26 protein-coding genes and 2 riboswitches are annotated in these 24,120 nt (G+C 73.7%); of the genes, 14 read left to right on the top strand and 12 right to left on the bottom strand.

What is annotated here, in order from left to right:
- Positions 1-11 precede the first annotated feature (11 nt).
- A complete protein-coding gene (locus ABTW95_RS01520) occupies positions 12-1,214 on the bottom strand; it encodes a hypothetical protein (RefSeq protein ID WP_500223585.1) in 1,203 nt (400 codons plus the stop codon).
- Positions 1,215-1,302: 88 nt separating this feature from the next.
- Here ABTW95_RS01520 and cds1 point away from each other — a divergent pair, with 88 nt between their 5' ends.
- Positions 1,303-2,400, top strand: a complete 1,098-nt coding sequence (gene cds1, locus ABTW95_RS01515) for an L-cysteine desulfhydrase Cds1 (RefSeq protein ID WP_396449970.1) — start codon at positions 1,303-1,305, stop codon at positions 2,398-2,400.
- Here cds1 and ABTW95_RS01510 read toward each other — a convergent pair.
- The gene (locus tag ABTW95_RS01510) at positions 2,390-3,688 is read right to left on the bottom strand and encodes a M50 family metallopeptidase (protein WP_396449972.1); all 1,299 of its coding nucleotides are present in this window, start codon (positions 3,686-3,688) and stop codon (positions 2,390-2,392) included. The genes cds1 and ABTW95_RS01510 overlap by 11 nt on opposite strands.
- Positions 3,689-3,920: 232 nt before the next feature.
- Between ABTW95_RS01510 and ABTW95_RS01505 the strand changes: the two genes are divergently transcribed.
- From ABTW95_RS01505 to ABTW95_RS01485, 5 genes are all read left to right on the top strand, one after another.
- On the top strand, positions 3,921-4,277 hold the full coding sequence (locus tag ABTW95_RS01505) for a hypothetical protein (RefSeq protein ID WP_396449973.1): 357 nt from the start codon (positions 3,921-3,923) through the stop codon (positions 4,275-4,277).
- A 49-nt stretch (positions 4,278-4,326) separates the two neighbouring features.
- Positions 4,327-4,422, top strand: a riboswitch (glycine riboswitch).
- 4 nt (positions 4,423-4,426) lie between these two features.
- A riboswitch (glycine riboswitch) is annotated at positions 4,427-4,512 on the top strand.
- Between the two features lie 71 nt (positions 4,513-4,583).
- Positions 4,584-5,723 carry a glycine cleavage system aminomethyltransferase GcvT gene (gcvT, locus tag ABTW95_RS01500; protein ID WP_396449975.1) on the top strand — a complete coding sequence of 380 codons (1,140 nt, stop codon included), beginning with the start codon at positions 4,584-4,586 and terminating at the stop codon, positions 5,721-5,723.
- A gap of 15 nt (positions 5,724-5,738) precedes the next feature.
- Positions 5,739-6,128 carry a glycine cleavage system protein GcvH gene (gcvH, locus tag ABTW95_RS01495; protein WP_396449977.1) on the top strand — a complete coding sequence of 130 codons (390 nt, stop codon included), beginning with the start codon at positions 5,739-5,741 and terminating at the stop codon, positions 6,126-6,128.
- The gene (glyA, locus tag ABTW95_RS01490) at positions 6,125-7,381 is read left to right on the top strand and encodes a serine hydroxymethyltransferase (RefSeq protein WP_396449979.1); all 1,257 of its coding nucleotides are present in this window, start codon (positions 6,125-6,127) and stop codon (positions 7,379-7,381) included. The genes gcvH and glyA overlap by 4 nt, the downstream gene beginning before the upstream one ends.
- Positions 7,382-7,437: 56 nt before the next feature.
- A complete protein-coding gene (locus tag ABTW95_RS01485) occupies positions 7,438-8,808 on the top strand; it encodes an L-serine ammonia-lyase (RefSeq protein ID WP_396449981.1) in 1,371 nt (456 codons plus the stop codon).
- Here ABTW95_RS01485 and ABTW95_RS01480 read toward each other — a convergent pair.
- On the bottom strand, positions 8,795-9,760 hold the full coding sequence (locus ABTW95_RS01480) for a helix-turn-helix transcriptional regulator (protein WP_500223580.1): 966 nt from the start codon (positions 9,758-9,760) through the stop codon (positions 8,795-8,797). The two genes, ABTW95_RS01485 and ABTW95_RS01480, sit on opposite strands and share 14 nt — an antisense overlap.
- Positions 9,761-9,822: 62 nt before the next feature.
- Here ABTW95_RS01480 and ABTW95_RS01475 point away from each other — a divergent pair, with 62 nt between their 5' ends.
- From ABTW95_RS01475 to ABTW95_RS01465, 3 genes are all read left to right on the top strand, one after another.
- Positions 9,823-10,386 (top strand): DinB family protein, encoded by a 564-nt coding sequence (locus ABTW95_RS01475; protein WP_396449985.1) that lies wholly within the window; start codon positions 9,823-9,825, stop codon positions 10,384-10,386.
- Position 10,387: 1 nt separating this feature from the next.
- The gene (locus tag ABTW95_RS01470; protein ID WP_396449986.1) at positions 10,388-10,825 is read left to right on the top strand and encodes a VOC family protein; all 438 of its coding nucleotides are present in this window, start codon (positions 10,388-10,390) and stop codon (positions 10,823-10,825) included.
- Positions 10,826-10,895: 70 nt separating this feature from the next.
- A complete protein-coding gene (locus tag ABTW95_RS01465; protein ID WP_500223577.1) occupies positions 10,896-11,519 on the top strand; it encodes a LysE family translocator in 624 nt (207 codons plus the stop codon).
- Positions 11,520-11,522: 3 nt separating this feature from the next.
- On the opposite strand, the gene ABTW95_RS01460 is transcribed toward ABTW95_RS01465, so the two are convergent.
- Positions 11,523-11,984, bottom strand: a complete 462-nt coding sequence (locus ABTW95_RS01460) for a nuclear transport factor 2 family protein (RefSeq protein WP_396449990.1) — start codon at positions 11,982-11,984, stop codon at positions 11,523-11,525.
- A gap of 89 nt (positions 11,985-12,073) precedes the next feature.
- On the opposite strand from ABTW95_RS01460, the gene ABTW95_RS01455 reads away from it, so the two are divergent.
- Positions 12,074-12,670, top strand: a complete 597-nt coding sequence (locus tag ABTW95_RS01455; RefSeq protein WP_500223575.1) for a TetR/AcrR family transcriptional regulator — start codon at positions 12,074-12,076, stop codon at positions 12,668-12,670.
- On the opposite strand, the gene ABTW95_RS01450 is transcribed toward ABTW95_RS01455, so the two are convergent.
- From ABTW95_RS01450 to purU, 8 genes are all read right to left on the bottom strand, one after another.
- Entirely contained in the window at positions 12,638-13,084 is a 447-nt protein-coding gene (locus tag ABTW95_RS01450) for a winged helix-turn-helix transcriptional regulator (RefSeq protein ID WP_500223572.1), read from the bottom strand. The genes ABTW95_RS01455 and ABTW95_RS01450 overlap by 33 nt on opposite strands.
- A gap of 14 nt (positions 13,085-13,098) precedes the next feature.
- A complete protein-coding gene (locus ABTW95_RS01445; RefSeq protein WP_396449996.1) occupies positions 13,099-14,262 on the bottom strand; it encodes a thiolase family protein in 1,164 nt (387 codons plus the stop codon).
- Positions 14,263-14,664: 402 nt separating this feature from the next.
- Complete coding sequence (locus tag ABTW95_RS01440) at positions 14,665-14,820, bottom strand: hypothetical protein (RefSeq protein ID WP_396449998.1); 156 nt, start codon at positions 14,818-14,820, stop codon at positions 14,665-14,667.
- A 47-nt stretch (positions 14,821-14,867) separates the two neighbouring features.
- The gene (locus ABTW95_RS01435) at positions 14,868-15,539 is read right to left on the bottom strand and encodes a response regulator (RefSeq protein WP_500223570.1); all 672 of its coding nucleotides are present in this window, start codon (positions 15,537-15,539) and stop codon (positions 14,868-14,870) included.
- Complete coding sequence (locus ABTW95_RS01430; protein ID WP_396454590.1) at positions 15,536-17,200, bottom strand: sensor histidine kinase; 1,665 nt, start codon at positions 17,198-17,200, stop codon at positions 15,536-15,538. The genes ABTW95_RS01435 and ABTW95_RS01430 overlap by 4 nt, the downstream gene beginning before the upstream one ends.
- A 337-nt stretch (positions 17,201-17,537) precedes the next feature.
- A complete protein-coding gene (locus tag ABTW95_RS01425; protein ID WP_396450004.1) occupies positions 17,538-18,101 on the bottom strand; it encodes a hypothetical protein in 564 nt (187 codons plus the stop codon).
- Between the two features lie 2 nt (positions 18,102-18,103).
- Entirely contained in the window at positions 18,104-18,718 is a 615-nt protein-coding gene (locus tag ABTW95_RS01420; protein WP_396450006.1) for a DUF6286 domain-containing protein, read from the bottom strand.
- A 105-nt stretch (positions 18,719-18,823) separates the two neighbouring features.
- Positions 18,824-19,672: a formyltetrahydrofolate deformylase gene (gene purU, locus ABTW95_RS01415; protein ID WP_396450007.1), complete on the bottom strand. Its 849-nt coding sequence runs from the start codon at positions 19,670-19,672 to the stop codon at positions 18,824-18,826.
- Between the two features lie 185 nt (positions 19,673-19,857).
- Between purU and ABTW95_RS01410 the strand changes: the two genes are divergently transcribed.
- The 4 genes from ABTW95_RS01410 (at position 19,858) to ABTW95_RS01395 (ending at position 24,097) form a co-directional block, all read left to right on the top strand.
- The gene (locus ABTW95_RS01410) at positions 19,858-20,805 is read left to right on the top strand and encodes a CE1 family esterase (protein WP_500223566.1); all 948 of its coding nucleotides are present in this window, start codon (positions 19,858-19,860) and stop codon (positions 20,803-20,805) included.
- A 62-nt stretch (positions 20,806-20,867) separates the two neighbouring features.
- Entirely contained in the window at positions 20,868-22,052 is a 1,185-nt protein-coding gene (locus ABTW95_RS01405; protein WP_396450029.1) for an amino acid deaminase/aldolase, read from the top strand.
- 105 nt (positions 22,053-22,157) lie between these two features.
- Positions 22,158-22,829 (top strand): SIMPL domain-containing protein, encoded by a 672-nt coding sequence (locus tag ABTW95_RS01400; RefSeq protein ID WP_500223564.1) that lies wholly within the window; start codon positions 22,158-22,160, stop codon positions 22,827-22,829.
- Positions 22,826-24,097 (top strand): family 4 glycosyl hydrolase, encoded by a 1,272-nt coding sequence (locus ABTW95_RS01395; RefSeq protein ID WP_396450012.1) that lies wholly within the window; start codon positions 22,826-22,828, stop codon positions 24,095-24,097. The genes ABTW95_RS01400 and ABTW95_RS01395 overlap by 4 nt, the downstream gene beginning before the upstream one ends.
- Positions 24,098-24,120: the final 23 nt, after the last annotated feature.

Below are 24,120 nucleotides of genomic sequence, written 5' to 3'. Positions count from 1 at the left end.
GGTCAGGGCGGTCAGGGCGGCTCTTCGCCGGGGCCGCGGGGCGTGTCGCCGAGCGGTGCCGGTTCGGCGGGGTTCGCCGGGGCGGGCGGGAGGCGTCCGCCGGGGCGGAAGCCCGGCGGGAACTCCTCCCGGGGGCGGCTCACCCGCCGCGCGGCCGCGCGGGCCCGCATGCGGGACACGGCCCTGCCCTTCACCCGAGGCGACGGGGTCCGGCCGGTACCGCGGCCGGTACCGCGGCCGGTACCGCGGCCGGTACCGCGGCCGGTACCGCGGGCGGCACGGCGCTCGGCGCGGCGCTGCGCCCGGCGCTCGGCGCGGCGCTCCGCGCGGTCGGCGGCCTTGCGTTCGGCGCGGGCGGCGGCGCGGCGCTCCTCGCGGGCGGCGGCGCGCCGCTCGGCGCGTTCGAGCCGCCGGACGCGGGCGCGCTCGGCCGCGTCCGCGCGGCGCTGCAGCAGGTCGGGCGGGATGAGGTCGTGCCGCCCCGCGATGAACTCCTGCACCCAGATCTTGCCGCGGATGAGCGGCCGGCGGATCTGCCTCTCCCGGCGGACGGCCCGCTGGTAGCGGCGCGAATCCGGCGGGTAGCGCCAGCGCGACCACGGGGAGCCCGGCCGCGCCACCCGGATCGCGCCGACGATCAGCAGGGCGGGGACGAACAGGCCGATGAGGCCGGTCCAGATCTTGCCCTTGAGCAGCGTGATCACCGCGAACACCAGGTTGATGACCAGGGACGCCACGTAGACGCGGGTCAGGATGCCGGTGCCGGGGTCGGGCGCGATGCCCTCGTAGCCGAGCGGGCGGATCCCGAGCAGCAGCAGCCCGGTCACCGCGATCGCGACGAACACGGCGTCGACGGACGCGCGGCCCTTCTCCGTCCAGTAGACGTCCTGGAGGTGCAGGATGAGCGCGAACTCGTCCAGGACGAGGGCGGAGCCCATGCCGAACACTGCGGCGGCCGCGACGCTCAGGCCCGTGTAGGCGTCCGGTACGGCGAGGCTGCCGACCCCGCCCGCCAGCATCAGGACGACGCCGAACACGACATGGTGGATGTGCACGTCGCCGGCGGTCACGTTGTTGAACCACCAGCGCACGTCCGCCCGGATCAGCCGGACGTTCACCCGCGTCAGCACGAAAGTGATCAGGAACGCGACGAAGAAGCCGAACAGCGGGAGCCGCCCGGTCGCCACGATCCGTTCGTCGAACATCTCGATCATCTGCCCCCCGCTGCCTCCATGATGCACCGTGACATGCGCGGATATCGTGGGACCCGGCCGATCGACGACGATCGAGGAGAACACCGACGTGAGCCGCATCGTGGACCGCTGCGATCCCGGGTACCGGGCCTGGATCGCCGAGGCGATCCGGCTGGTCGACGCCGACGCCAACCGCAGCGCGGACACGCACCTCCACGTGTTCCCGCTGCCGCCGGAGTGGGGCATCGACCTGTACCTGAAGGACGAGTCGGTCCACCCGACGGGTTCGCTGAAGCACCGGCTCGCGCGGTCGCTGTTCCTCTACGGGCTGGCCAACGGCTGGATCCGCGAGGACACCACGGTCATCGAGGCGTCCAGCGGGTCCACGGCGGTGTCGGAGGCGTACTTCGCGCGGCTGCTCGGCCTGCCGTTCATCGCGGTGATGCCCGCCTCGACCAGCCCGGAGAAGATCCAGCTGATCGAGTTCCACGGGGGCCGCTGCCACCTGGTGGACGACCCGTCCGCGATCTACGACGAGGCGCGGCGGCTCGCGGCCGGGTGCGGCGGGCACTTCATGGACCAGTTCACCTACGCCGAGCGCGCGACGGACTGGCGCGGCAACAACAACATCGCCGAGTCGATCTTCGAGCAGATGCGGCTGGAGCGGTTCCCGGAGCCGTCCTGGATCGTGGTCGGCGCGGGCACCGGCGGGACGTCCGCGACGATCGGCCGGTACGCGCGCTACCGGCGGTTCCAGACGCGGCTCGCCGTCGTCGACCCCGAGGGCTCGGCGTTCCACGGCTCGTTCGCCGACGGCGACCCGGACCGGACGGCGGCCGGCTCGCGGATCGAGGGCATCGGCCGGCCCCGCGTGGAGCCGTCGTTCCTGCCGACGGTCATCGACCGGATGATCCGGGTGCCGGACGCGGCGTCCGTCGCGGCGATGCGCTGGACGGCCGAGGTCAGCGGCCGCAACGTGGGCGGCTCGACCGGCACCAACATGTGGGGCGCGGCGGAGCTGATCGCGGAGATGCGGGCGCGCGGCGAGCGCGGCAGCGTCGTCACGCTGATCTGCGACGGCGGCGAGCGCTACTCCGGCACCTACGGGTCGGACGCGTGGCTCGCCGCGCAGGGCCTCGACATCGAGCCCTACCTCGCCGCGCTGAACGATTTCCGGAAGACGGGCGAGATGCCCGCTATCCCGTGACGGTGACGGGGTTCACGAGGTCGGCGTAGATCAGCAGGCCGCCCATGACGATCAGCACGACCGCCATCACGTACGTGACCGGCAGCGCCTTGGCGACGTCCACGTAGCCGGGGTCGGGCCTGCGGAAGATCTTCGCGAACGCCTTCTTCACGGCCTCCAGCAGGGCGCCGGCGATGTGGCCGCCGTCCAGCGGGAGCAGCGGGACGAGGTTGAACAGCCCGACCGCGAGGTTCAGCGACCCGAGCAGCATCACGAAGAACGACACCTTCTCGGCGCCGGTGTAGTCGTGGGACGCGGCGACCTCGCCGCCGATCCGGCTGACGCCGACGACGCCGACCGGCCCGTTCGGGTCGCGCTTCTCGTCGCCGAACGCGGCGTTCCAGACGCCGACCATCTTCTGCGGCATCCGGAAGAGCGCGCCCGCGGTGCGCGCGGTCAGGTCGGTCATCGTGCTCGCGACCGCGCCCGGCCCCTGCCGCTCCATCGCCTGCGCCGGCGTGATGCCGAGGAACCCGACGTTGACGATCTTGTCGGGGTCGTCCAGGTCGTGCATCTGGTTGCGGGTGATCGGCACGTCGAGCCGCAGGTTCCGCCCGCCGCGCTCGACGGTCATCGGGACGGTCCTGCCGCCGCTGTCGCGGATCAGCACCCGCAGCTCGTCGTAGTCGTCGATCTTCTTGCCGCCGAACGACACGATACGGTCGCCGGCCTTCAGCCCGACCTGCGCGGCCGGGGTGGGGGCGGCGTTCGCCGGGCAGTCCTTCAGCTGCGACTGGCTGGCGGGCACCATGCAGTCGTGGACCTGCTCGATCACCGGCTGCGGCTGCTTGACGCCGATCCCCATCAGCAGGATCGCGAAGAACATCACCGCGAGCACCAGGTTCATCGCGGGGCCGCCGAACATGATGAGCATCTTCTGCCACCACTTCTTGGCGTAGAACACGCGGTCCTCGTCGCCCGGCCTGATCTCCTCCATCGCGGCGCCGCGGGCCGACTCGATGAGCCCCTGCCACGGGCCGGTGCTGACCTGCCGCACCTGCCCGGGGGCGTCGCCCTTGCGCGGCGGCAGCATCCCGATCATGCGGATGTAGCCGCCGAGCGGGATCCACTTGACGCCGTACTCGGTCTCGCCCTTGCGCCTGGACCACATCGTCGGCCCGAACCCGACCATGAACTGGGTCGTCCGCACCTTGAAGAGCTTGGCGAAGGAGAAATGCCCGAGCTCGTGCAGCGCGATGGACACCAGCAGGCCGAAGAACAGGATCAGCATTCCCGCCAGGTAGACCATCCGGCGTGCCCTTCAACTCGTGCGCCCGCGCTCACCGCGGGTGATCTCGGGTGACCAACTCAGGGTACGTTACGGAACCCGATCCGGTTTAAGTCAACCGAGACTGCGCGGACGCCCGTTTGATGCGAGTTGCTAAACCGGGCCCGCGGCATTGGCACGCGCCGCGATATCCGCGCGCCGCCCCGCCCGCGCATCATGGGCCGGTCCCGTCCCCGGTGCACGGAGGTCCACCTTGAAGCTCGGTCATGTGGCGGTGCTGGCGCTCGTGCTGGCGCTCAGCGGATGCGGCGGCTCCGGCGACGGCGGCTCCGGCGACGGCGGCTCCGGCGACGGCAAAGGCGCACCGCCCTCGCCCGCGGCCTCGGCACCGGCGTCGGCGCCGTCCGGCGCGCCCGGGAAAGGCGGCGCGCCGACGCCCGGACCGTCCAGCGCGGCCGAGAGGTTCAACGACTGCATGCACCGCCAGGGCGTGAAACTGCCGAGCCCGAACCCGTCGACGACGCCCGGCAAGGCGGAGCTGGAGAAGATGAAGGCGGCCCTGCGGGCGTGCGTGAGGTCGCTGTCCGCGTCGCCGTCGCCGGCGGGCTGACGGCGGGTGGTCGCGGGGCAGGGCCGCTGCTAGATTTGCGGTCAGCCGTTGATCCCGTGCGGGAGAGTCCCACGCAGCCGGCGTGGGGCGCCGAAGGAGCAAATCCTCCCCGGAACCTCTCAGGCCCACGGACCGCACGGGCCAGGCGACCTCTGGAAAGCGGGGACCCGGTCCCCCGCCGAAGGTGAAAGCCCGCGTGCAGGCGGGTGAAGCTCTCAGGCGCAGATGACAGAGGGGGAGGCACCGAGACGCCCGGTGCGCGAGTGGGACGATGGACCACGCGCCCGTGACGAAGGAGCCGAACCGATGTCCGCCGAGTCAAAGTCCGCCGAGCCGAAGACCACCCCGCTGCACGAGGTCCACCGGGACCTCGGCGCGAACATGGTCGACTTCGCCGGCTACCTGATGCCGCTGCGCTACAGGAGCGAGACGGCCGAGCACGAGGCCGTCCGCACCGGCGCCGGGCTGTTCGACCTGTCGCACATGGGGGAGATCTTCGTGTCCGGGCCGGGCGCCGGGGCGGCCCTCGACTACGCGCTGGTCGGGAACCTGTCCCCGATGGCGGTCGGCAAGGCCCGCTACACGATGCTCTGCGCGCCGGACGGCGGCGTCCTCGACGACCTGATCGTGTACCGGCTCGCCGACCGGGAGGCGGCGGGAGGCGGCCGCGGGGGCGAAGCGCAGACCTGGATGGTCGTCGCGAACGCCGCGAACACCGCCGTCGTCCGGGACGCGCTGACCGAGCGGGCGGCGGGCTTCGAGGCGGTCGTCGACGACCGCTCCGACGCCTACGCGCTGATCGCCCTGCAGGGCCCGCGCTCGCAGGAGATCCTCGAACGGTTCACCGAGGCGACGCTCGCCGGCCTCAGGTACTACGCGATCCTGGCGGACCGGGTCGCGGGCGTCGACGCGCTGGTCGCCCGCACCGGGTACACGGGCGAGGACGGCTTCGAGCTGTTCGTGGACGCCTCCGACGCGGTCCCGCTGTGGCGGGCGCTCGCCGCGGTGGACGGGGTCGTCCCGGCGGGGCTCGCGGCGCGCGACTCGCTGCGCCTGGAAGCGGGCATGCCGCTGTACGGCAACGAGCTGACCGCCGAGACCAACCCGTTCGAGGCGGGCCTCGGCCGGGTCGTGAAGCTGGACAAGCCCGTCGATTTCGTGGGCAAGGCGGCCCTGGCGGCGCAGGCGCAGACCCCGCCGGGCCGTAGGCTCGTGGGACTGGCCGCGCGCGGGCGTCGCGCGCCGCGGAAGGGGTACCAGGTCGTCACGTCCGGCGGCACGCCGTGCGGGGTGGTGACGAGCGGCGCCCCTTCGCCCACACTGGGCAAGCCGATCGCCCTGGCCTACCTCGACAGCGGCGTCGAGGAGTCGGGCCTGGCCGTGGACGTCCGCGGCCGGCACGAGCCGGTGGACGTGGTCGACCTGCCGTTCTACAAGCGTCCCTGAAAGAGAGAGAACATCGTGAGCGTTCCGGAGCAGCTCCGCTACAGCGAAGAGCACGAGTGGGTGTCCGGCCTCGGCGGCGAGGACGGCATCGTCACCGTCGGCATCACGGCGCACGCCGCCGACGCGCTCGGCGAGATCGTCTACCTCGAGCTGCAGCCGTCCGAGGGCGACACCGTCGAGGCGGGCGAGCCCTGCGGCGAGGTCGAGTCGACCAAGTCGGTGAGCGACCTGTACTCCCCGGTCAGCGGCGAGGTCACCGCGATCAACAGCGCGGTGGTGGACGAGCCGAAGGTGATCAACGACGACCCGTACGGCGAGGGCTGGATCTTCAAGGTGCGGATCTCCGACGAGCCCGGCGACCTGCTCGACTCGGCCGCCTACGAGAAGCTGATCGAGGAAGCATGAGCCTCTACGACTCCCTCGCGGCGGCCGATCCCGAGGTCGCCGAGGCCGTCGCCGCGGAGCTGCGCCGCCAGCAGTCCACGCTGGAAATGATCGCGTCGGAGAACTTCGCGCCGGTCTCCGTGCTGGAGGCGCAGGGCTCCGTGCTGACGAACAAGTACGCCGAGGGCTACCCGGGCAGGCGGTACTACGGCGGCTGCGAGTACGTCGACGTCACCGAGCAGCTCGCCATCGACCGGGCGAAGGCGCTGTTCGGCGCCGAGCACGCGAACGTCCAGCCGCACAGCGGGGCGCAGGCCAACACGGCGGTGTACTTCGCGCTGCTGCAGCACGGCGACACGATCCTGGGGCTCGACCTCGCGCACGGCGGCCACCTGACCCACGGGATGCGGCTGAACTACTCGGGCAAGACGCTGAACGTGGTGCCGTACCACGTCCGCGCCGAGGACGGCCTGGTCGACATGGACGAGGTCGCCTCGCTCGCGGCCGAGCACCGGCCCAAGATGATCGTGGCGGGCTGGTCGGCGTACCCGCGGCAGCTCGACTTCCCGGCGTTCCGCAAGATCGCCGACTCGGTCGGGGCGCTGCTCATGGTCGACATGGCGCACTTCGCCGGGCTCGTCGCGGCGGGGCTGCACCCGTCGCCGGTCCCGCACGCGGACATCGTCACGACGACCACGCACAAGACGCTCGGCGGCCCGCGCGGCGGGCTGATCCTCGCCCGCGAGGAGTTCGGCAAGAAGATCAACTCGGCGGTGTTCCCCGGCATGCAGGGCGGCCCGCTGGAGCACGTGATCGCCGCCAAGGCCGTCGCCCTCAAGATCGCCGCGTCGGAGGAGTTCAAGGCCCGGCAGGCCCGCACCGTCGAGGGCGCGAAGCTGCTCGCGGAGCGCCTCCTCGCCGAGGACTCCGCCAAGGCGGGCGTGAAGGTCCTCACCGGCGGGACGGACGTCCACCTCGTCCTGGTCGACCTGGTGGACTCCGACCTCACCGGGCGCGACGCCGAGGACCGCCTGCACGACGTCGGCATCACGGTGAACCGCAACGCGGTGCCGAACGACCCGCGCCCGCCGATGGTCACGTCCGGCCTGCGCATCGGCACGCCGGCCCTCGCCACCCGCGGCTTCACCGCCGACGACTTCGCGGAGGTCGCGGACGTGATCGCGCTCGCCCTCCAGCCGTCCTTCGACCGCGACGCCCTCGCGGCCCGGGTGAAGGCGCTGGCGGACGAGCATCCCCTGTATCCCGACCTGTGACGTCTCCGCGCCCCCTCCCGCCGCCGGGAGGGGGCGCAGCTACAACGAGGTAGCTCATGGCCATCAGCGTCTTCGACCTGTTCAAGATCGGCATCGGCCCGTCGTCGTCCCACACCGGCGGCCCGATGGCGGCGGCCCACCGTTTCGCCCGCGGCCTGGAACGCGACGGGCTGCTGGAGAAGACCGCCTCGGTGCGGGTCGTGCTCTACGGCTCGCTAGGCCTCACCGGTAAGGGCCACGGCAGCGACAAGGCCGTCATGCTCGGCCTGGAGGGCGACAAGCCGGAACTGGTCGACGTGGACCGGGTGGACGAACGCCTGGCGGCGATCCGCGAACGCGGGGCGCTGCGCCTCTTCGACGACCACGACATCCCCTTCGTGGTCAACGAGCACCTGCGCTTCGAGCGCAGGGAGTCGCTGCCCGGCCACCCCAACGGCATGCGCTTCACCGCCTACGCCGGCGGCGGCGAAGAGCTGCGGTCCAAGGTCTACTACTCGGTCGGCGGCGGCTTCGTCGTGGACGAGAACGCCACCGGCGCCGACCGCATCAAGGCCGACGACACCGTCCTCCCCCACCCGTTCGACACGGCCGCCGCCCTCCTCGACCGCTGCCGCGAGACGGGCCTGTCCGTCTCCGCGCTGATGCTGGAGAACGAGACGGCGTTCGGCCGCACCCCCGAGGAGGTCCGCGAGGAGCTGCTCGCCCTCTGGCGCGTCATGCAGGACTGCGTGGCCCGGGGCTGCACCCGGGAGGGCCTCCTCCCCGGCGGGCTGAAGGTGCGCCGCCGCGCGCCCCAGCTCCACCGCGGGCTCTCGGCCGAGAAGGCGTCCGACCCGCTCCACGCGATGGACTGGGTCACCCTCTTCGCGCTCGCGGTGAACGAGGAGAACGCCGCCGGCGGGCGCATCGTCACCGCCCCCACGAACGGCGCCGCCGGCATCGTCCCGGCCGTCCTGCACTACTACGACCGCTTCCTGCCCGGCGGCGACGAGGGCATCGTCCGCTTCCTCCTCACCGCGGGCGCGATCGGGGTCCTGTTCAAGCAGAACGCCTCGATCTCCGGCGCCGAGGTCGGCTGCCAGGGCGAGGTCGGCTCCGCCTGCTCCATGGCCGCCGCCGGCCTCACCGAGGTCCTGGGCGGCACCCCCGAGCAGGTCGAGAACGCCGCCGAGATCGGCATCGAGCACAACCTCGGCCTGACCTGCGACCCGGTCGGCGGCCTGGTCCAGGTCCCCTGCATCGAGCGGAACGCGATCGGCGCCATCAAGGCCATCAGCGCCGCGCGCATCTCGCTGCGCGGCGACGGCCGCCACTTCGTCACCCTCGACAAGGCCGTCAAGACCATGCGGGACACCGGCCGCGACATGCTCGACAAGTACAAGGAGACCTCGCGCGGCGGCCTGGCCGTCAACGTCATCGAATGCTGACCCCGGACATCGCCGCCAGGCGGCGGGCGAGCCGGGCGGCGGCGGCCCGCAGCTCGGCGGGCTCCAGCACCTCGGCCTCGAAGCCCAGGCGCACCACGTGCACGGCGAGCCAATCGAGATCGTCCCCGCCCGCGACGAGGACGCACCAGCCGTCGCGGTCCTCCTCGACCCGGCCCACCTGGGGCGGCACCAGCTCCCGCACCCGGGCGGCCTCGGCCCGCAGCCGCACCCGGGCGAGGTGGCGGTAAGGCGCCTCCGTGACGGAGCGCTGGACGTAGGCGACCGGGTCCGGATGCTCCCGCGGCCGGAAATGCCAGGTCGTCGCCGCCACCTCGCGCATCCGGTCGAGCCGGAACGTGCGCCAGTCGCCGCGGTCGACGTCCCAGGCCATCAGGTACCAGCGGCGGGCGGTGGCGACCATCCGCACCGGCTCCACCGTGCGCTCCCGCTCCCCGCCGCCGGGGGCGGCGTACCGGAACCGCACCCGGACGGCGTCGCGGCAGGCCCGCGCGAGCGTCACGAGCACCTCGGCGTCGATCTCGACCCCGGGGCCGACGAGGGTCTCGGTGGCGCCGTGCACCGCGCGCACCTCGGCGCGCAGCCGGGGCGGCATCACCTGGTCGAGCTTCGCCAGCGCCCGCAGCGCCGCCTCGCCCGCCCCGGCGACCGTGCCGCCCGAGGCCATGCGCAGGGACACCGCGGTCGCGATCGCCTCCTCGTCGTCCAGCAGCAGCGGCGGCAGCCGGGTGCCCGCGCCGAGCCGGTAGCCGCCGCCGACGCCCGCCGCCGCGCGGACGGGGTACCCGAGCGCGCGCAGCCGCTCCACGTCGCGGCGCACCGAGCGGTCGGTCACCCCGAGCTCGGCGGCGAGCTCGGCGGCGGTCCAGGACGGCCTGCGCTGCAGCAGCGCGAGCAGCCGCAGCACCCGCTCGGTCGTCGCCTCAACGGTCACGCGGTCATCGTGGCACACATCGCGGAACATTCCTGTCCGCAATTGGGGGAAGGCTGGGTGCCATGACGTGGAACACCATGCTCCGGGACCAGATCGCCTGGCACTGGGACAACCAGCTCCGCCCCCGCCTCGACGGGCTCACGGACGACGAGTACTTCTGGGAGCCGGCCCCCGGCTGCTGGAGCGTCCGCCCGCGCGGCACCGGCACCGCACCGGTGCGGGCCGGGGCCGGCGCGATGACGATCGACTTCGCGTTCCCGCCGCCCGACCCGCCGCCGTTCACGACGGTCGCCTGGCGGCTCGCGCACGTCATCGTCGGCGTGCTCGCGATGCGCAGCGCCTCGCACTTCGGCCGCGCGGCCACGGACTACGACACGTTCGAGTACGCCGGGACCGCCGCCGGGGCGCTGGCGCAGCTCGACGCCGAGTACGCGACCTGGCTGGCGGGCGTCGAGTCCCTGGGCGAGGAGGGCCTGGCGCGCCCCTGCGGGCCCGCCGAGGGCCCGTACGCCGAGGAGCCGATGGCGACGCTCGTCCTGCACATCAACCGGGAGCTGATCCACCACCTCGCCGAGGTGAGCCTGCTCCGCGACCTCTACCTGCACACCCGACGGGAGGCGAGCTGACATGGCCCGCGACGTACAGATCACCTTCGACTGCGCCGACCCGGCCGCCCTCGCGGCGTTCTGGGCCGAGGTCCTCGGCTACCGGCTGCAGGACCCGCCCGGCGGCTTCGCGTCCTGGGACGAGGCCCTGGAGGCGATGGGCGTCCCGCCCGAGCGGCGCAACGACGCCTCGGCGGTGGTCGACCCCGAGGGCGCCGGCCCCCGCCTCTTCTTCCAGCGCGTCCCGGAGGGCAAGCAGGCCAAGAACCGCGTGCACCTGGACGTCCGGGCCGCGCCCGGCCTTGAGGGCGACGCCCGGATGGCCGCCCTGGAGACCGAGGCCGGACGCCTCGTCTCCCTCGGCGCCGCCCGCCTCCAGCGCCACGATCCGGCGCCCCCGCTCGGCGCCGGCCACATCGTGATGGCCGACCCCGAGGGCAACGAGTTCTGCCTCGACTGACCGCCCCGAGCGCCGCGGCCCCGCCTGATCCGATTTCCCCGGGCGGGCCGCGGCGTGTGAGGATCACGGCATGCCCGTCGATCCGCACCTGCTCGCCCTGTTCTTCGCGACCTCGGTCGTCGCCATGGTCATTCCCGGGCCCGACATGCTGTTCGTCCTCGGCTGCGGGATGCGGGGCGGCGCGCGGGCCGGGCTGCTCGCCACGGCCGGGGTCGCGACGAGCGAGGCCGTCCACGTGGCGGTGGCCGCGGCCGGGCTGGCGGCGCTGTTCGCGGCGGTGCCGGTCGCGTTCACGGTGGTGCGGACCGCGGGCGCCGCGTACCTGGTCTACCTGGGCGTCCAGACCCTGCGGCACCGCGGGGACGTGCCGGACGCGGCGCCGGCGGGCGTGTCGGGCCGGCGGGCCTACCTCAACGGGCTGCTGACCAACCTGCTGAACCCGAAGATGGTCACCTTCACGATCGCCTTCCTGCCCCAGTTCATCGATCCGGCGCTGGGGCACGTGTGGCTGCAGTTCGCGCTCCTGGGGGCGGTCCTGATCGTGCTGGAGTTCCTCGTGGACGGCACGGTCGGCGTCCTCGCGGGCCGGATCGGGGACTGGCTGCGCCGCCGCCGCGCGGCGCGGCGGCGGCTCAACACGGCGGTGGGGACCCTCTTCATCGGCCTGGGCGTCCGCTTGGCCGCGGAGCGGTGACCGCTACCGGATCGGGATGTCGGCGCCGTGCTCGGCCTCAGGGCGCGGGCCGCGGATGCGGCGGTCGGACTCGGCGATCCGCACGTCGTTGATGCTCGCCTCGCGGCGGCGCATCAGGCCGCGCTCGTCGAACTCCCACAGCTCGTTGCCGTAGCTGCGCCACCACTGGCCGCCGTCGTCGTGCCACTCGTACTGGAACCGGACGGCGATCCGGTTCTCCCGGAAGCCCCACAGGCTCTTGCGCAGCGCGTAGTCGAGCTCCCGCTCCCACTTCTCCTTCAGGAAGGCGATGATCTCGTCCCGGCCGGTGATGAACCGGTCCCGGTTCCGCCACACCGAGTCCGGCGTGTAGGCGGACGCGACCCGCTCCGGGTCGCGTGTGTTCCAGGCGTCCTCGGCGGCCTGGACCTTCTGCCGGGCGGTCTCCTCGGTGAACGGCGGGTAGGGCGGGCGGTCTTCCGGCATCGTGGCCTCCTCAAGTTGAGAACGTACGTTCTCAATCTACGTCGCCTAAGGTAGAAAACGTCCGTTCTCAACGTCAAGCCGGAGTGGCGATGCCCGCAGCGATCACCGAGGAGCAGCAGGCCCTGGACCGCCGCACGCTGCTCGACGTCGCCGAGGACCTCTTCTACCGGAAGGGCATCCAGGCCGTCGGCATGGACGAGCTGCGGGACGCCGCCGGGCTCCCCCTCAAGCGCGTCTACCGGCTGTTCCCCACCAAGGAGGCGCTGATCGTCGCCGTCCTGGACCGCCGCGACCGGCGCTGGCGCGGAGCGCTGGCCGCCCACCTGGACACCGTGCCCGACCCCCGGGAGCGCGTGCTCGCGCTGTTCGACTGGCTCGGCGCCTGGTTCGCCGAGCCCGGGTTCCGCGGCTGCGCGTGGGTCAACGCGCACGGCGAGCTCGGCCCGTCGGCCCCGGCGATCGCGGAGGCGGCCCGCGCGCACAAGCGCGCCTTCCACGACCAGGTGGCCGAGCTGGTCTCCGCCGTCGCCCCGGCCGCCGCCGAGGCGGTCTACCTGCTCGCCGAGGGGGCGATCGTGGTGGCCGGCGTCCACGGCGACCCCGCCGCGGCCGCGCGGGCGCGGACCGGCGCCCGCGCCCTGCTGGACGCGGCCTCAGGAGGTGCGGGCGCCGCGGCCGGTGGGTGAGTGGGCGCCCACGCGGGCCTCGCCGCCGCAGTGGCGGCAGACGACCACGGGGCTGACCGGCTCGCCGCAGGAGTGCTGCCAGCGGACGGGCGGGTCGTCGGGGTGCAGGTGCCGGTCGCCCCACCGCATCAGCACGAGCAGCACGTCGCACAGCTCCGCGCCCGCGGGCGTCAGGTGGTACTCGTAGCGGGCCGGGTGGTCGCTGTAGCGCTCGCGCCGGATGATGCCGTTCGCCTCCAGCTTGCGCAGCCGGGACGCCAGGATGTCGCGGGACGCGCCCGTGTTGCGCACGATCCGGTCGAACCGCCGCACGCCGTAGCTCAGCTCGCGGATCACGAGGAGGCTCCAGCGCTCGCCGACCAGGTCGAGGGTGTCGGCGACCGAGCATTCGCGCGGGTCGGCGTCCTTGGGCATGGCACGAAGCCTAGTCAGAGCCTTTCGACGATGGTGGCGTTGGCCATGCCGCCCGCCTCGCACATGGTCTGGAGGCCGAACCGCCCGCCGCGGTCCTCCAGGGCGTGCAGCAGCGTCGTCATGATGCGGGCGCCGCTGGCGCCGAGCGGGTGGCCGATCGCGATCGCGCCGCCGCGCACGTTGACCCGCCCCAGGTCGGCGCCGGTCTCGCGCTGCCAGGCCAGGACGACCGGGGCGAACGCCTCGTTCACCTCGAACAGGTCGATGTCGTCCAGGGTGAGGCCGCCGCGCCGGAGCACCTTCTCGGTCGCCGGGATGATCGCGGTGAGCATCAGCAGCGGGTCGTCGCCGGTCACCGCGAACGCGTGGAAGCGGGCGCGGGGGCGCAGGCCGAGGCGCTCGGCCACGTCCGCGCCCATGACCAGGACGGCGGCGGCGCCGTCGTTGACCGGGGACGCGTTGCCCGCGGTGATCTTCCACTCGATCTCCGGGAAGCGCTCGGCCGTGCGCTCGTCGTAGTAGGCCGGCTTGAGCCCGGCGAGGACCTCCGGGGACGTCCCCGGGCGGACGGTCTCGTCCCACTGCCCCGCCCAGGCGACCTCCCGGTCGAACTCGCCGTTCTTCCACGCGTCGGCGGCGCGGCGGTGCGACTCGTAGGCGTAGGCGTCGAGCTCCTCGCGCGCGAGGCCCCAGCGGGCGGCGATCAGCTCGGCGCTGATGCCCTGCCCGACGAGCCCGTCCGGGTACCGCTCGCGCAGCATCGTCCCGAACGGGTCGCTCCCCGGCAGGACGCTCGACCCCATCGGCACCCGCGACATCGACTCGACCCCGCAGGCGATCGCGATGTCGTAGGCGCCGCTCCGCACGCCCTGCGCCGCGATGTGCAGGGCCTGCTGGGACGAGCCGCACTGCCGGTCGACGGTCATGGCGGGGACGCTCTCGGGGAACCCGGCGGCGAGCACGGCCGTCCGGGTGACGTTGAGCGCCTGGTCGCCGGCCTGCGTGACGACGCCGCCGATGACGTCGTCGACCTCCGCCGGGTCGATCCCGGCCCGCTCGACGAGCGACTTCAGCGTCCGCGCCAGCAGGTCGGCCGGATGGTCGCCGTGCAGGAACCCGTTCGCCTTGCCCTTGCCCAGCGGAGTCCGCACCGCCTCCACGATCACCGCGTCCCGCATGTCCGCCACCTCCGTTGGTTTTTCCAACTCGCTCCCCCGCCAGTATCCGGCCACTGAGTTGGAAAACACAACCCACCCTGCCGGGTGCGATGCCTCACATCGGCCCCGGGGCCGCATGACAAAACCCGGGGGCCGCGGCCTGATGCCGTGGTCCCCGGGTGTCGGGCCGCTCAGCGGGAGGGGCCCATGCCGTGGTCCGTCTGTTCCCTCCATACGTCGAAGGGCCCCCGATCGGAGCCGCCCGGCTTCTCACGGTGGGACAAGCACGCCTCCTCGATGCCCTCGACGTCACGTTCACTTCGGACGTTAGTCCCGTACGGGGATATGGCCGACAAATCACACCCAAAGGTGTCGCAAACATGGGAACGCCCGGACTCGCGTCCGGGCGTCAGGGTGCGGCCGTCAGCGGCCCTCGAACATCGCGCGCATCTTGCGGGCCGCGTCGCCCGGTTTCTTCTTCTGGGGCTTGCCCGCCGCCTGCTCGGCGCGGGGCGGGTCCTCCGCGCGCTCCGGTTGGGTGTTCGCCCCGCCCTCGGGCTTGCCAGGCTTGTCGGTCACGACGACTCCCCCGATGTCGCTTCACTGTCGTCCCATAGGTACCCCGTCTAGCAGGGGTAGAAGCGCACTTCCGGGCGGCCGACCTGCCCGTAGTGCGGTTTGCGCTGAGCCATGCCGTTCTGCGCCAGGTACTCCAGGTAGCGGCGCGCGGTGACGCGGGAGACGCCGGTGAGGTCGGCGGCCGCGGCGGCCGACAGGCCCTCCGACGCGCTGGACAGCACGTCGGTGACGGCCTGGAGCGTCTCGTCGCTCATGCCCTTCGGCAGCGCCCGGTGGTCGGGGGTGCGCAGGGTGGCGAGCATCCCGTCCACGTCGGCCTGGCCGCTGACCTCGCCGACGCGGGCCGCCTGCTCGCGGAAGCGGGCGTAGCGGTCGAGCTTGTCGCGCAGGGAGGCGAACGTGAACGGCTTGAGGAGGTACTGGACGACGCCCACGGAGACGGCCGAGCGGATCACCGCCAGGTCGCGGGCGGAGGTGACGGCGATGACGTCCACGTCGCGGCCTCCGGCGCGGAGCGCGCGGCAGACGGTGAGGCCGTGCGTGTCCGGCAGGTAGAAGTCGAGGAGCACGACGTCGACGGGGTTCCGCTCGCAGAAGCGGAGCGCGTCCGCGCCGGAGTGCACGACCCCGGCGACGGTGAAGCCGGAGACGCGCTCCACGTAGGTGCGGTGCGCCTCGGCGGCCACCGGGTCGTCCTCGACGACGAGCACTTCGATCATCGCTGGTCCAGGGGGATGCGGACGGTGAACACGGCGCCGTCGTCGTGCCCCACCCGGATCTCGCCGCCGTGCCGCCGCACGGCCTGGCCGACCAGCGCGAGGCCGAGCCCGTGCCCCACCGGCCAGCCGCCCGACGTCTTGGTCGTCCAGCCGCGCCGGAACATGTCGGGCACGTCGGACGGGTCGACGCCCCGCCCGCTGTCGGACACCTCCAGCAGGAGCGTACCGGCGTCCTCCCGCGCGGTGACGACGACCCGCGGCGGCCGGGCGGGCGCGTTCGCGATCGCCGCCTCCACCGCGTTGTCGATCAGGTTGCCGAGGATGGTGACGAGGTCGCGGACCTCGACCGTCCCCTCGATCGCGGTGTCCTCGCTGATGACCAGCTCGACGCCGCGCTCGGCGGCCTCGGCCGACTTGCCCAGCAGCAGCGCCGCGAGGACGGGCTCGGTGACGGAGCCGACGACCCGGTCGGTGAGGCGCTGCGCGGCCGCGAGGTCGGCGGTGGCGAACGCGACGGCCTGGTCGGGCCGGCCCAGCTCGACCAGCGACACCACCGTGTGCAGGCGGTTCGCGGCCTCGTGCGCCTGCGAGCGCAGCGACTCGGCGAAGCCGCGGACGGTGTCCAGCTCGCCGTTCAGGCTCTGCAGCTCGGTGTGGTCGCGGAAGGTGACGACGTTGCCCATCGCCCGGTCGCGGGACCGGACGGGCGAGGTGTTCACCACCAGGACGCGGGTGTCGCCGACATGGATCTCGTCCGAGCGCGGCTCCGGCGCGACGAGCGTGGCGACCAGCTCGTCCGGCAGGCCGAGCTCGGTGACGGGGCGCCCGCGCAGGTCGGGCGCGGGCAGCACCGGCGACCGGCCGGGCCGCGCCCGCGCCGCGCCGTCCGGCCGGCCGGAGCGCAGGCCGAGCAGGTCGAGGGCGGCGTCGTTGCACAGCACGACGCGCCCCGCCCGGTCGAGGATGAGCAGGCCCTCCCGGACGGCGTGCAGGATCGCCTCGTAGTACTCGAACATCTCGCGCAGCTCGCCGGGCGCGACGCCGCGGGTCTGCCGGCGCAGCCGGGCCGAGACGAGGTAGCTGCCGGCCATCCCCGCGGCGAGCACGATGCCGGCGACGGCGGCGAGCGCCAGCAGCCGCTGCCGCAGCTCGGCGGTGATCACCCGGACCGTGATGCCGACCGCGACGAGCGCCACGACCTCGTGCTCGTCGTCGAAGACCGGCGTGACGGTCCGCACGGACGGGCCGAGCGTGCCGGTGTAGGTCTCGGTGAACGTGCGGCCGGCGACGGCCGGCGCGGTGTTGCCGACGAAGTGCCCGCCGATCCGGGCCGGGTTCGGGTGCGTGTACCGGATCCCCTGCGGGCTCATGATCGTGATGAAGTCGACGCCGGTGTCGTACCGGACGCGCTCGGCGTACGGCTGCAGCAGCGCGCTCGGATCGGGGGCGGCGAGCGCCGCCCGGACGTTCTGCGCGTCCGCGATGCTCAGCGCCACCGCCGTGACGGTCTGCGCCGCGCCGTCGTCCGCGGACCGGCCGGCGTCCAGGTAGGCGAGGACGGCGCCGGCCGCGACGAGCAGCCCGACGATCGCGGCCTGCAGCACGAGCAGCTGCCGGGCCACGCTCCAGTTCGCGGGCACCGCCCAGTGGGGACGCCGCATCGGATGCTCGCACCTCCCGTTCCGGACACGCCGTGAACGAAATGTACACAAGCGTGACCGCCGTCACAGGAATGTCGCATAGTGGCGGCGCAGGGTCCGCCCCTGCGCCGACCACGCTCCCGACCTGCGCGGCCTCCCCCCACCGCGGGCGCCCGCCGTGTGCATGCGCCGTCCGTCCCGGCGCATGGGCGTCCGCCGACGAGCGGGCGCCCGTCCCGGATCGACCCGGGACGGGCGCCGCTCTTCCGCCGATTCTCGACACGCCGCCGGATACGGCAGGGGTGCCCGGCGGCCGGTGCCGGGCGGCCGGTGCCACTCGGCCGGCGCCGGGCGGCCGTCAGGCGGTCTCGGGCTGCGGGTCGCGGCGGCGGGGGCGCGCGAACACCGGGCGGAAGCGCACCACCACCGGCAGGTCGGGCATCCCGATCGCGCGCCGGTAGCGCTCCACCGGTCCCGCGCCCAGCTCCCCGTACACCTCGCCGACCAGCGTGTCGCCCGCGCAGGAGACGGTCAGCAGCAGGCGCGGCCGGTCGGCGGTGCCGGTGAGGCGGGCGCGGACGTCCTCGACGCCGGGCAGCGCGCGCACGTCCCGGTCGAGGTCGCCGCGGGCCGCCCGCTCCCGGGCGCGGGTCTCGGCGTCCAGGTCGGGCCACCACCGGTGGACCAGCGTGCGGCACTGCAGGACGAGCCACAGCTGCCCGGCGAGCGCCAGCGCCTCGGCGGCGCCCGCCGCGGCCGGCAGGAACCACCCGGCGCCGTCCGCGAACCGCACCAGCGCGGGGTCGAGCAGCGGCCGGCCCGACAGGGCGCCGAACGCGTCGAACGCGCCCAGCCCGAGGGCGGCGGCGGACGCGCCGGCCAGCAGCAGCACCGCCCCGGTCATCGCGATCGCGATCCGCATCGTCAGTCCTTCCGCCAGCCGAGCCGGACCTCGACGTCCGGCCGGTGCATCGGCTCGATCCCGTCCAGGCGCGCGTCGACGGCGGCCCGGACCAGGTCGGCCAGGTTCGCCGGGTTCCGGTAGTGGGTGCCGGCCCGCACGACCAGGCCCCGCCGGAACACCCCGAGGCCGCGGACGCGGGCCCGCTCGATGCCGGGGACGCCGAGCGCCGCGTCGGCCAGCGACCGGCGCAGCGCGGCCCGCCCGATGAGGCCGGCCTGGCGCGGGTCGGCGCCGTCCAGCGGCACCCCGCGCAGCCGGCCGGGCAGCGCCGCGGCCAGGAACGCGGCCCCGAGCGCGGCGACCGCCCCCGCGACCACGAGGACGTTCGGGTCGTCCCACGTGCGCCGGCGCAGGACGCCGGCCAGCGCGGCCACCCCCGGCACCGGGTGCACCGCGGACCCGAGGGCCGCGGCCAGCAGTTCGATCGCGGCCGTCCCGCCCGCCGCCGTCACCAGCAGCGCCGCGGCGAACCCCGCGAACGCGCGGCGCGGCCGGAACGCGCGGAGGGCCAGCCGCCGGGCCTCCCGGCGGCTCCGCTCCTCCTCGATCAGGTCATGGACCAACGCCTCGGCCATAGCCACCCCCGTGAGCCATCGGCACGTCCGACATCCTCACTCATCGTGAGGCATGGCCACGCAGAGTGAAACACGCCATGCCGACATCTCACGGAAAACCGCAGGTCAGCGGAAGACGACGGTCCGGTCGCCGTTGAGCAGGACGCGGTGCTCGGCGTGCCAGCGGACCGCGCGGGCCAGCGCGAGGCACTCGACGTCGCGCCCGACCGCCACCAGCTCCTCCGGGCTGTGGGTGTGGTCGACGCGCGCGACCTCCTGCTCGATGATCGGCCCCTCGTCCAGGTCGGCGGTGACGTAGTGCGCGGTGGCGCCGATCAGCTTGACGCCGCGCGCGTGCGCCTGGTGGTAGGGGCGGGCGCCCTTGAAGCTCGGCAGGAACGAGTGGTGGATGTTGATGATCCGCCCCGGCAGCTTGGCGCAGAAGTCGTCGGACAGGATCTGCATGTAGCGGGCGAGGACGACGAGGTCGGCGCGGTAGTGCTCGACCAGCGTCAGGATCTCCGCCTCCTGCGCCGCCTTGCCGCCGGGCCCCACCGGGAGGTGGTGGTAGTCGATCCCGTACGACTGGGTGAGGGGACGCAGGTCGGGGTGGTTGGACGCGACGGCGACGATGTCGATGTCGAGCAGCCCCGACCGCGTCCGGTAGAGCAGGTCGTTCAGGCAGTGCCCGCCCTTCGACACCATGATCAGGACGCGCTGCCGCTCGGCGAGCGGGTGCAGCCGCCACTCCAGCCCGAGCTCGGGCGCCAGCGACGCGAACGCGCCGCGCAGCTCGTCGGGGTCGGTGTCGTCCAGCGCCGCGAACTGCACCCGCATGAAGAACGTGCCGGACTCGCCGTCGCCGAACTGCTGGCTCTCCAGGATGTTGCACCCGCGCTCGGCCAGCAGTCCCGAGACGGCCGCGACGATGCCGGGCCGGTCCGGGCAGGACAGGGTCAGGACGAATTCGCTCAACGGTCTCACTCTTATCGCGACGCGGCGGCTCGGAAGGGATCCCTTCGAGCTTACGCGGCCTCCGGGCATCCCGCCGCCGTCCTTTCACCGTGTCACCCCGGTGAAAGGAGTCGTCGTCGCGGCACGGGCCGCTTCGTTTACTGATGAGTAGTTTGCGGGCTTCCGTTGAGGTTAGTTTTGCCTGCATGCGGCGAATCCTGCTCGTGGCACTGGCGGTCACCCTCGTCCTGGCGGGCTGCGTCCTGGCGGGCTGCACCGAGGAGCACGGCACGAAGGGCGAGAAGGGCGGGCGCCCCGCGAAGGTCGATGGGATCCCCACCTCCCGGGGCACGCACAAGCAGAAGATCGACGTGGGGACGTTCGGGCACCGCGAGTTCCTCCTGCACGTCCCGGCCAAGGTGTCGGACGGCGAGTGGGAGGACGGCAGGCCCGCCGACCCGCCCGCGCTCGTCATCGCCCTGCACGGCGGGCTCGCGAACATGGGCAAGATGGAGGACCTGACCGGCTTCGACGCGCTGTCGGACGAGCACGGCTTCCTCGTGGCCTACCCCGACGGCTTCATGACCACCTGGAACGCGGGCGACTGCTGCGGCGCCGCAAAGATCGGCGACATCGACGACGTCGGGTTCCTGACCAAGCTGATCGACGAGCTGACGGGCGCCGGCCTCGCCGACCCGGAGCGCGTCTACGTGACCGGGTTCTCCAACGGCGCGGGCATGGCGTACAGGATGGCCTGCGAGAAGCCGGACAAGGTGGCGGCGATCGGGGTCGTCGAGGGCGCGCTGGTGACCCGCTGCGATCCGGACCGCCCGGTCTCCGCGATGATCTTCCACGGGACGGCGGACCGGAACGTCCCGTTCCACGGGGGCGGCGACCGCGACTTCAACGACAAGCGCCCGTTCCCGCCCGTGTCCGAGGCGGTCGAGTTCTGGCGCAAGCGCGCCGGGCTGCCCGAGCCGCACGAGCCGGTGAAGGCGCGCGGCGGCGACACCGACTGCCGGAGCACCGGGAAGGGCCGGCGGGGCGTGGCGGTGACCTTCTGCAAGATCCAGGGCGGCGGGCACGAGTGGCCGGACGAGGCCGCCCCCATGCTGTGGGACTTCTTCGCGTCCCATCCCCGCGGCGGTGCGTGAGAGCCCGGCGGCGGTACGTGAGAGCTTTTCACATTAGCGGTTAGTGTGGCAGTGTGACGAGCATGAACCTCCGGGACCGCTATGACGCCGCGACCGCCGGGATCGAGGCGCCGTTCGCCGTCGTCGACCTCGCGGCCTTCCGCGCCAACGCCGCCGGCCTCGTGCGCCGCGCCGCCGGCAAGCCGATCCGCGTCGCCAGCAAGTCCGTGCGCTGCCGGGCGCTCCTGGAGGACGTCCTCGCCATGGACGGGTTCGCCGGGGTCATGGCGTTCACCCTCCCCGAGGCGCTGTGGCTGGCCGAGCGGGGCGTCAGCGACGACATCCTGGTCGCCTACCCGACCGCCGACCGCACCGCCATCGCCGCGCTCGCCGCCGACCCGGCGGCGGCCCGCGCCATCACGCTGATGGTCGACTCCCCCGAGCACCTCGAACTGATCGAGGGCGCCGCGGGTGACCGGCGGATCCGCGTCTGCATCGACATCGACGCCTCCTACCGGCCGCTCGGCGGCCGGGTCCGGATCGGCGCGCTGCGCTCGCCGCTGCGCACCCCCGCCGAGGTGAGCGCGTTCGCCGAGCGGATCCTCAAGCGGCCCTCGCTCGACCTCGTCGGGCTGATGGCCTACGAGTCGCAGATCGCCGGCGTCGGGGACCTCCCGCCCGGGCGCCCCGCGCGCGGCCGGGTCATCCGCGCCATGCAGCGGCAGTCCCGGCTGGAGCTGGCCCGGCGGCGCGCCGCGATCGTGCGGGCCGTCCGCGAGCTGACCGACCTGGAGTTCGTCAACGGCGGCGGCACCGGCAGCGTCGAGAAGACCGCCGCCGAACGCGCTGTCACCGAGGTCGCCGCGGGCTCCGGCCTCTACCAGCCGCACCTGTTCGACCAGTACTCCAACTTCACCGGGCGGCCCGCCGCGCTGTTCGCGCTGCCCGTCGTCCGGCGCCCCGCGCCCGGCGTCGCGACGTGCCTCGGCGGCGGCTACCTGGCGTCCGGCCCCGCCGACGCCGTCCGGCTGCCCCAGCCGTACCTGCCGACCGGGCTGTCCTACGACCCGAACGAGGGCGCCGGCGAGGTGCAGACGCCGCTGCTCGGCCGGGCCGCCGACCTGCTGTCCATCGGCGACCGCGTCTGGTTCCGGCACACCAAGGCCGGCGAGCTGTGCGAGCGGTTCGACGCCCTGCACCTCATCGAGGGCGACCGCCGCGTCCGCACCGTCCCCACGTACCGGGGCGAGGGGCGGACGTTCCTTTAAAGGGGCGACTAAAGGGGGGCGACTCCCTCGAACCCCCTGCCGGTCGGGCGGCCCCGCCCGTGCCGGCGGCTGAGGCTCAAGACCTGTTGCGCGTAGGTTGGGGGCATGAGCGATGCTCCCCTGATCAGTGTTCGCGGTGAGGCGGTGCTGGAGGCCGAGCCGGAGATCGCGCGGCTGTCGGTGCACGTCCAGTCGCAGGAGTCCGACCGGCGCACCGCGCTCGACCGCCTCACCGAGCGCAACCGGCGCTGCCTCGACCTGGTCGAGTCCTACGGCGACGCCGTGGAGAGGGTGGAGACGGGCGGGCTGTCGATCACGCCGCTGCTGAAGTACCGGCGGCGCGAGGGCGACGTCCGCGCCTACCGGGGCACCGTGTGGATCAAGATCGCCGTGGTGGACTTCGGGGTGCTCGGCGAGCTGGTGACCCGGCTCGGCGACCTGGAGCGGACGTTCGTCAGCGGGCCCGACTGGGAGCTGCGGCGCGACAGCGAGGTGTACGGGCGGGCCGCGCGGCAGGCGGCGCACGAGGCGGTGGCCCGCGCCCGCAGCTACGCCGAGGCGCTCGGCGCGCGGCTCACCGGGCTCGTCGAGCTGTCGGACGAGGGGCTCAGCCGCACCCCGGACGCCCCGGTCGCGCTCGCCGCCGCGTACGGGCGCGCGCCGGGCGGCGCCGCCGAGGAGCCGGAGCCGATCGACCTGGAGCCGGAGACGCAGATCGTCCGCGCCGCGGTCGAGGCCCGCTTCACCGCGACGCAGCCCGACCTGGAGCCGCGGTGAAGGTCGCGATCGTCGGGGCCGGCAGCGGCTATATGCCGGGCGTCATCCGGGGCCTGCTGCACCGCGCCGACGACCTCGCCGGCACCGAGCTGGCCTGCTACGACATCGACGCCGAGCACCTGGACGTCATGACGCGGCTCGCGCGGAACATGTTCGCCGCGCGGGGCGCCGCGCTCACCGTGTCGTCGCACACCGTCCTCAAGGCGGCGCTGGACGGCGCGTCCTACGTGTTCACCACGTTCCGCCCGGGCGGGCTGGCCGCGCGGCACCTGGACGAGTCGATCCCGCTGAAGCACGGCGTCGTCGGGCAGGAGACGGCCGGGCCGGGCGGGTTCCTGATGGCGCTGCGGTCGGTGCCCGTCCTGCTCGACATCGCCGCCGCAGCCGACCCGGACGCCTGGATCGTCAACTACACGAACCCGACGAACGTGGTCACCGACGCCGTGGCCCGCCACACCGGCGCGCGGATCATCGGGCTGTGCGACCAGTTCATCGGCGACACCGAGATGTGGGCCGGCCTGCTGGGCCTGCCGTCCGCCGGGCTGGAGGCCGACTGGATCGGGCTCAACCACGCCACCTGGGCGGAGCGGGTCCGGCTCGACGGACGCCCGCTCGACCTTCCGGCGCTGCTGGACGGCCTCGACGTCCCCGGCGGCGGCGCGACGCCGTGGCGCGACCCGTCGCGGATGGCCGAGCTCGCCAAGGCGCTCGGCCTCCTGCCGAACTCCTACGCCAAGTACTACTTCTTCCACGACGAGGTGGTGGAGGAACTGCGCGCGAAGGGCACGACCCGCGCGCAGGACATCCTCGCCATGCTGCCCGCCTACTACGAGCAGGTCGCCGCGGAGTCGCGGAAGGCCGACCCGGACCCGTCCCGGGAGCGCGGCGGCGGCGAGCACGGCGAGTTCGCGGTCGACGTCATCTGCGCGCTGCACCGCGACGAGGGCCGCCGGATGATCGTCAACACGCGCAACGGCGGGGCGGTCTCCTCGCTCGACGCCGACGCGATCGTGGAGGTCCCGTCGCTGGTCGGGCGGTCCGGGCCCGTTCCGCTGACGATGGGCCCCCTGCCCGGCCCGGTGCGCGGCCTCACCCAGGCGATCCACGGCTACGAGCGGCTCGCGTCCGAGGCGGCCGTCACCGGCGACCGCCGCACCGCGCTGCAGGCCCTCATGGCGCACCCGTTCGTGCGGAGCAAGCACACCGCCGAGAAGATCCTGGACGAGGGCCTCGCCGCGCACCGCGACCATCTCCCGCAGTTCCGCTGAACGGGGCGGGCCGCCGTCCCGTA

Source organism: Spirillospora sp. NPDC127506, from assembly GCF_040302145.1.
Lineage (GTDB): Bacteria > Actinomycetota > Actinomycetes > Streptosporangiales > Streptosporangiaceae > Spirillospora.
The sequence above is the reverse complement of the archived record's forward strand: the minus strand, read 5'-3'. Positions and strand labels throughout refer to the sequence as shown.

Bases quoted from the DNA above. Each gene is read 5' to 3' on its own strand.
- ABTW95_RS01520 (WP_500223585.1), bottom strand. From the start codon at position 1,214: ATGATCGAGATGTTCGACGAACGGATCGTGGCGACCGGGCGGCTCCCG.
- ABTW95_RS01510 (WP_396449972.1), bottom strand. From the start codon at position 3,688: ATGGTCTACCTGGCGGGAATGCTGATCCTGTTCTTCGGCCTGCTGGTG.
- gcvT (WP_396449975.1), top strand. From the start codon at position 4,584: ATGTCCGCCGAGTCAAAGTCCGCCGAGCCGAAGACCACCCCGCTGCAC.
- glyA (WP_396449979.1), top strand. From the start codon at position 6,125: ATGAGCCTCTACGACTCCCTCGCGGCGGCCGATCCCGAGGTCGCCGAG.
- ABTW95_RS01485 (WP_396449981.1), top strand. From the start codon at position 7,438: ATGGCCATCAGCGTCTTCGACCTGTTCAAGATCGGCATCGGCCCGTCG.
- ABTW95_RS01475 (WP_396449985.1), top strand. From the start codon at position 9,823: ATGACGTGGAACACCATGCTCCGGGACCAGATCGCCTGGCACTGGGAC.
- ABTW95_RS01470 (WP_396449986.1), top strand. From the start codon at position 10,388: ATGGCCCGCGACGTACAGATCACCTTCGACTGCGCCGACCCGGCCGCC.
- ABTW95_RS01465 (WP_500223577.1), top strand. From the start codon at position 10,896: ATGCCCGTCGATCCGCACCTGCTCGCCCTGTTCTTCGCGACCTCGGTC.
- ABTW95_RS01460 (WP_396449990.1), bottom strand. From the start codon at position 11,984: ATGCCGGAAGACCGCCCGCCCTACCCGCCGTTCACCGAGGAGACCGCC.
- ABTW95_RS01455 (WP_500223575.1), top strand. From the start codon at position 12,074: ATGCCCGCAGCGATCACCGAGGAGCAGCAGGCCCTGGACCGCCGCACG.
- ABTW95_RS01450 (WP_500223572.1), bottom strand. From the start codon at position 13,084: ATGCCCAAGGACGCCGACCCGCGCGAATGCTCGGTCGCCGACACCCTC.
- ABTW95_RS01445 (WP_396449996.1), bottom strand. From the start codon at position 14,262: ATGCGGGACGCGGTGATCGTGGAGGCGGTGCGGACTCCGCTGGGCAAG.
- ABTW95_RS01435 (WP_500223570.1), bottom strand. From the start codon at position 15,539: ATGATCGAAGTGCTCGTCGTCGAGGACGACCCGGTGGCCGCCGAGGCG.
- ABTW95_RS01430 (WP_396454590.1), bottom strand. From the start codon at position 17,200: ATGCGGCGTCCCCACTGGGCGGTGCCCGCGAACTGGAGCGTGGCCCGG.
- ABTW95_RS01425 (WP_396450004.1), bottom strand. From the start codon at position 18,101: ATGCGGATCGCGATCGCGATGACCGGGGCGGTGCTGCTGCTGGCCGGC.
- ABTW95_RS01420 (WP_396450006.1), bottom strand. From the start codon at position 18,718: ATGGCCGAGGCGTTGGTCCATGACCTGATCGAGGAGGAGCGGAGCCGC.
- ABTW95_RS01410 (WP_500223566.1), top strand. From the start codon at position 19,858: ATGCGGCGAATCCTGCTCGTGGCACTGGCGGTCACCCTCGTCCTGGCG.
- ABTW95_RS01405 (WP_396450029.1), top strand. From the start codon at position 20,868: ATGAACCTCCGGGACCGCTATGACGCCGCGACCGCCGGGATCGAGGCG.
- ABTW95_RS01400 (WP_500223564.1), top strand. From the start codon at position 22,158: ATGAGCGATGCTCCCCTGATCAGTGTTCGCGGTGAGGCGGTGCTGGAG.